5 protein-coding genes and 1 pseudogene are annotated in these 4367 nt (G+C 74.3%); 5 read left to right on the top strand and 1 reads right to left on the bottom strand.

The window, feature by feature from the left end; genetic code table 11:
- Together DBR36_RS08730 and DBR36_RS08725 are read left to right on the top strand one after the other, a co-directional pair.
- Window positions 1–445, top strand: a 445-nt coding sequence (locus DBR36_RS08730) for an acyl-CoA dehydrogenase family protein (protein ID WP_258222658.1), incomplete at its 5' end; no start/stop codon positions are given.
- A 99-nt stretch (window positions 446–544) separates the two neighbouring features.
- On the top strand, window positions 545–1333 hold the full coding sequence (locus DBR36_RS08725) for an enoyl-CoA hydratase-related protein (RefSeq protein WP_108318596.1): 789 nt from the start codon (window positions 545–547) through the stop codon (window positions 1331–1333).
- A gap of 64 nt (window positions 1334–1397) precedes the next feature.
- Here the strand turns inward: DBR36_RS08725 and DBR36_RS08720 are convergent, their stop codons facing one another.
- Window positions 1398–1925 (bottom strand): MarR family winged helix-turn-helix transcriptional regulator, encoded by a 528-nt coding sequence (locus tag DBR36_RS08720; protein ID WP_108318594.1) that lies wholly within the window; start codon window positions 1923–1925, stop codon window positions 1398–1400.
- 78 nt (window positions 1926–2003) lie between these two features.
- Between DBR36_RS08720 and DBR36_RS08715 the strand changes: the two genes are divergently transcribed.
- The 3 genes and pseudogenes from DBR36_RS08715 to DBR36_RS08705 form a co-directional block, all read left to right on the top strand.
- Window positions 2004–2780 carry an electron transfer flavoprotein subunit beta/FixA family protein gene (locus DBR36_RS08715; protein WP_108318592.1) on the top strand — a complete coding sequence of 259 codons (777 nt, stop codon included), beginning with the start codon at window positions 2004–2006 and terminating at the stop codon, window positions 2778–2780.
- Complete coding sequence (locus DBR36_RS08710; RefSeq protein WP_108318589.1) at window positions 2780–3745, top strand: electron transfer flavoprotein subunit alpha/FixB family protein; 966 nt, start codon at window positions 2780–2782, stop codon at window positions 3743–3745. Before DBR36_RS08715 ends, DBR36_RS08710 begins: the two co-directional genes overlap by 1 nt.
- Window positions 3746–4367, top strand: a pseudogene (locus DBR36_RS08705) (hypothetical protein); the annotation flags it as partial.

The following is a 4367-nucleotide window of genomic DNA, read 5'->3' as shown; positions in this document are numbered from 1 at the left end:
CGCCATGACCGCCCTCAACGGCGGGCGGCTCAACATCGCCACCTGCTCGCTGGGCGGGGCGCGGTGGGCGCTGGATCGCGCGATCGCCTACGTGCACGAGAGGTTCACCTTCGGTGAGGCCCTGAGCGAGAAGCAGTCGGTCATCTTCGCGGTCGCCGACATGGCCACCGAACTCGACGCCGCCCGCCTGCTCGTGCGCGATGCCGCGCAGGCCCTGGATGCCAAGGCCCCCGACGCCGCGACGCGCTGCGCGATGGCCAAGCGCTTCGCCACCGACGTCGGGTTCCGCGTCGCCAACGAGGCCCTCCAGCTGCACGGCGGCTACGGCTACCTGCAGGACTACGGCATCGAGAAGGTCGTGCGCGACCTGCGCGTCCACCAGATCCTCGAGGGGACGAACGAGATCATGCGGCTCATCGTGGGCCGCAACGTGCTCGCCGCGTGACGCGCGGGCGTCGCCGTGCGGGCAAGACCCTCGGTGGATGTCGCAGGGCCGTGCGAGCATGCGGGTGCGGGGCATCCGCGACGAGACGACGGGAGTGACATGACGGATCACGATGGCGGGTACGAGACGATCCGCGTCGAGCAGCGCGGGCGCGTGGGCTGGATCACCCTCGACCGACCCGAGGCGCTGAACGCGCTGAACACCCGCACGATGACCGAGGTCGTCGCCGCGGCCGAGGCCTTCGACGCCGACGAGGGCGTCGGGGCGATCGTGGTGACCGGCAGCGAGAAGGCCTTCGCCGCCGGGGCGGACATCAAAGAGATGGAGCAGAAGTCGGGCCTCGACATGATGCTCGCCGACCACTTCGGCGCGTGGGCGCGCTTCGCCGCCGTCCGCACCCCCGTGGTCGCCGCGGTGTCGGGGTACGCGCTGGGCGGCGGGTGCGAGCTGGCGCTCATGTGCGACGTCATCCTGGCATCCGATCGCGCCCGGTTCGGGCAGCCCGAGGTGCAGCTGGGCGTGATCCCGGGCATGGGCGGGACGCAGCGACTCGTCCGCGCGCTGGGGTACTACAAGGCGGCCGAGCTCGTGCTGACCGGGCGCATGATCGACGCCGCCGAGGCCGAGAGGGCGGGTCTGGTCTCGCGCATCGTCGCGGCCGCCGACCTGCTCGACGAGGCCGAGAACGTCGCTCGCACCATCGCCGACAAGCCCCTGCCCGCGTTGTACGCGGCGAAGGCGGCGCTCGACGTGGCCCTCGAGTCCACCCTCGCCGAGGGCGTCCGGTTCGAACGGCAGGCGTTCGCCGCGCTGTTCGACACCGCCGATCAGAAAGAGGGGATGGCGGCGTTCCGCGAGAAGCGGGCGCCGTCGTTCACGCACCGATGAACACGAGGGAGCGGCGGGGCGGGGCGGACGCGGGGATCCGCGTAGCCGTGCTGCCCGTCGGCTCTCAGAGCGGGTCGGGCACGGGCGCCGGGTCGGCGAAGTCGCCCGCACCCTTGCGGAAGCGGGCGATGATGCGAACCAGGGCCGTCGCGTCGTCGTCGTCGAGGCCGAGGTCGGCGAAGACGGCGTTGAGCGCGTCGGTCGCCTCACCCACCCGCCGCCGCCCCGCGTCGGTGAGCACGAGCAGCGCCGCCCGCCCGTCGGTGGGGTGCGGTTCGCGTGTCACGAAGCCGTCGCGGGCGAGGCGTTCCACGGTGTTGGTCACGCTGGTCGGGTGCACCTGCAGACGCGCGATGGCGCTGGCCATCGGCATCCGTCCCTCGCGGGTGAAGGCGAGCAGCCGCAGCATCTCGAAGCGCGAGAACGACAGGTCGAAGGGCTTGAGGGCGCGCTCGATGGATGCCATGAGCAATTGGTGCGCCCGGATCACCGAGGTCACGACCGTCATGCCGTCGGCGGCGTCATCCCAGCCGTGCGCGAGCCACTGGCGCTTGGCCTCGGCGATCGGGTCGACCGGCAGTCGTCGCGTCATCGGTCCTCCTCGCGTTTCACGGTACCGCCGTCGCCGCGGGGTCGCGGCATCCATCCCCCATCCGAAGGAGCCAGGTCGATGAAGATCGCGGTGCTGATCAAAGAAGTCCCCGACACCTGGGGCGAACGCCGTCTCGACCTCGAGACCGGGCTGACGGACCGGGCCGCATCGGCGCCCGTGCTCGACGAGATCGACGAGCGCGCCGTCGAGGCGGCGCTGTCGTACGCCGACGCCCACCCCGGCACCGAGGTCGCCGTCGTGGCCATGGCACCGGCCTCGGCGACCGCGACCATCCGCAAGGCGCTCGCCATGGGCGCGACATCGGCGCTGCACGTCGTCGACGAGTCCCTGCGCGGCGCCGACCTGCTGCTGACGGCCGAGGTCCTCGCCGCCGCCGTGCGCCGCGTGGGCGCCGACCTGGTGATCGCGGGCAACCTCTCGACCGACGGCGGCGCGGGCGTCATCCCCGCCATGGTCGCCGAGTCGCTCGGCATGCCGCAGCTCACGGGGCTGTCGAGTCTGGAGCTCGCCGACGACGCCGTCGCGGGCGACCGCGTGAGCGATGCCGGCACCCTGCGCGTGTCGGCCCCGCTGCCCGCGGTGGTCTCGGTCACCGAGGCGCTGCCCGAGGGGCGGTTCACGACGTTCAAGGGGATCATGGCGGCCAAGAAGAAGCCGTACGAGACGATGGATGCCGCCGCTCTCGGCGTCGTGGCCGAGGATCCCGCCGTGCCGCGCTACATCATGCTGGCCGCGACCGAGCGGCCACCCCGCCGAGCGGGGACCAGGATCGTCGACGAGGGCGACGCCGGCGAGAAGCTCGCCGCTTTCCTGGTGGCCGAGGGGGTGGCGTGATGTCGGCGGTGATCGTGCTGCTCGAGGTGCTGCCCGGGGGCGCCCTGTCGGCGACGTCGTCGGGCCTGCTGACCGCCGCCGCGCGCGTCGGCGAGCCGGTGGCCCTGGTCGCGGCTCCGGCCGCCACCCGTGCTGCCGCCGCGGCCGCCGCGGCCGAGCTCGGGGCCGTGCGCGTGCTGACCGCCGACGTCGACGCGGACCGGCTGACGGTTCCCGTCGTCGACGCCCTCGCCGCGGCCGTCGACCGCGAGCGGCCCGACCTCGTGCTCGCTTCGCACGCGGTCGAGACCCGCGACGCCCTCGCCCGGCTCTCGGCGCGCCTGCGCCTGCCGCTGGCGACCGACGTCGTCGGCGTCGCGCGCGACGAGCTCGGCATCCTGGCGCAGCACTCCGCCCTCGGCGGCGCGTTCACGGTCGAGGGGGCGCCCACGTTCGGAACGCTCCTGGCGACGCTGCGGCCGGGCGTCGTCGAGGGCGACCTCTCGGCGCAGCCGCTCGTGGAGCAGCCGATCGAGGTCGTGGCATCCGGGGTCCCGTCCGCCCGGATCGAGAGCTTCAGCGAGACGACGGTGCCCTCGTCGCGCCCCGAGCTGCGGGGGGCCAAGGCGGTCGTCTCGGGCGGACGCGGCGTCGGCTCACGCGAGGACTTCGCGCTGGTCGAGCAGCTCGCCGACGTGCTCGGGGCCGCAGTCGGCGCATCGCGCGCCGCCGTCGACGCCGGCTACGTGCCCGCGAGCGCGCAGGTGGGGCAGACCGGGGTGTCGGTCTCGCCGCGGCTCTACATCGCCCTGGGGATCTCGGGAGCCATCCAGCACCGCGCCGGCATGCAGACGGCGGGCACGATCGTAGCGGTCGACAAGAACCCCGAGGCGCCCATCTTCGAGATCGCGGACTTCGGTATCGTCGGAGACCTGTTCACCGTCGTTCCCCAACTCATCAGCGCGCTCGAGGCACACAAGAATTAGATGGCGTCCACTCCCCGCTTCCCGCGTCGCGGGCTGCCGCGCGTCCCCGGTGGACAGCCCTGGCCGCCGGCGGGCGCCGACGTGCCCGCGCAACCGGACGGCGCGTCCGACGCGCAGGAGCCCGCGGACGTCGAACCTCACGCCCCGTCGCACCCGACCGCGGCCTCCGACGCCGCGCCTCCGACGCCCGAAGCAACGGATGCCGAGACCGACGGTGTGCGGCGGGGTCTGCCGCGCGAGCCGGGCGGAGAGCCGTGGCCGCCGGCATCCGTTGCTTCCCCCGACGACGTGGCCCCGACGGCTGCGCCGAGCGCGGAATCGGCGCCGGGGGCGACGTCCGGTCCGCGTCCGGGTGTCGACGTCGCTGCAGGCGAGTCCGTCGACGCCGCGCCCCCCGCTGCCGGGCGGACGGATGCCGCGACCGACGGCGTGCGCCGGGGTCTGCCGCGCGAGCCGGGGGGAGAGCCGTGGCCGCCGGCATCCGCTGCCCCGGACGGCGCCGCGGAGGCCGCGCCGCGTGAGGCGTCGGCGTCGCACGAGGCCCTCGCCCCGCGCGAGGCTTCCGCCCCGCGTGCGGACCCCGCGCCGAGCGGGGCCTCCGCCCCGCGCGTGGCCACCGCTC

Source organism: Microbacterium sp. HMWF026, assembly GCF_003061325.1.
GTDB classification, from domain to species: domain Bacteria; phylum Actinomycetota; class Actinomycetes; order Actinomycetales; family Microbacteriaceae; genus Microbacterium; species Microbacterium testaceum_E.
The sequence above is the reverse complement of the archived record's forward strand: the minus strand, read 5'-3'. Positions and strand labels throughout refer to the sequence as shown.

What these genes read in the sequence shown, in the direction of transcription:
- DBR36_RS08715 (WP_108318592.1), top strand. Translation starts at nt 2,004, where the DNA reads ATGAAGATCGCGGTGCTGATCAAAGAAGTCCCCGACACCTGGGGCGAA.
- DBR36_RS08710 (WP_108318589.1), top strand. Translation starts at nt 2,780, where the DNA reads ATGTCGGCGGTGATCGTGCTGCTCGAGGTGCTGCCCGGGGGCGCCCTG.
- DBR36_RS08720 (WP_108318594.1), bottom strand. Translation starts at nt 1,925, where the DNA reads ATGACGCGACGACTGCCGGTCGACCCGATCGCCGAGGCCAAGCGCCAG.
- DBR36_RS08725 (WP_108318596.1), top strand. Translation starts at nt 545, where the DNA reads ATGACGGATCACGATGGCGGGTACGAGACGATCCGCGTCGAGCAGCGC.